Annotated in this window: 1 protein-coding gene; it reads right to left on the bottom strand. The window is 70.1% G+C overall.

Annotated elements, in window-relative coordinates:
* Window positions 1-678, bottom strand: a 678-nt coding sequence (locus AC1DWF_RS34780; RefSeq protein ID WP_476843028.1) for a tripartite tricarboxylate transporter permease, incomplete at its 3' end; no start/stop codon positions are given.
* Window positions 679-696 lie beyond the last annotated feature (18 nt).

The raw sequence follows: 696 nt of genomic DNA, 5'->3' as shown, positions 1-696 counted from the left end.
CTGGTCGCCGCTCAGCGCCAGGAAGAGCAGCTCCGACAGGCCGCAGAGACCGAGCGCGAGGGGCGCGATGTTCACCCCGTCCACCAGCGCCGGCACGCCGACGGTGAAGCGCGGCGGCCCCGAGATCGGGTCCAGCCCGACGGAGCCGAGGAACAGCCCGATCAGCGCCATCAGCGCCGCCTTGGCGACGCCCGAGGCCGCGAAGAAGGCGATCAGCGAGAGGCCCGCGAACATCAGCGCCGCGTATTCCCAGGGGCCGAAGGCGATGACGACCTCGGCCAGCGGCGGGGAGAGCACCATCACGCCGATGATGCCGAAGGTGCCGGCGATGAAGCTGCCGATGGCGGCGATGCCCAGCGCCGCGCCSGCCCGGCCCTTCTTGGCCATGKCGTAGCCGTCGATGCAGGTGACGACCGAGGARGCCTCGCCCGGRATKCGCATCAGCACSGAGGTSAKCGTGCCGCCATAGGCCACGCCRTAGTAGATGCCSGCGAGCAGGATGATCGCGCCCGTCGGATCSAGCTTSAGSSTGATCGGCAGCAGCAGCGCGATGGTCGTGGCCGGGCCGAGGCCCGGCAGCACGCCCACCAGCGTGCCGAGCACGGCGCCGATCAGGCACAGGCTCAGGTTCTGGAATGTCAGCAGGACACCGAAGCCCTGGATGAGGCCGTCCATCATGGCTGCAGCCCCCTCAAC

This window comes from Aminobacter sp. P4_D5, assembly GCF_056401815.1.
Note: the sequence above shows the minus strand (reverse complement) of the source record. Positions and strands in the feature narration are given on the sequence as shown.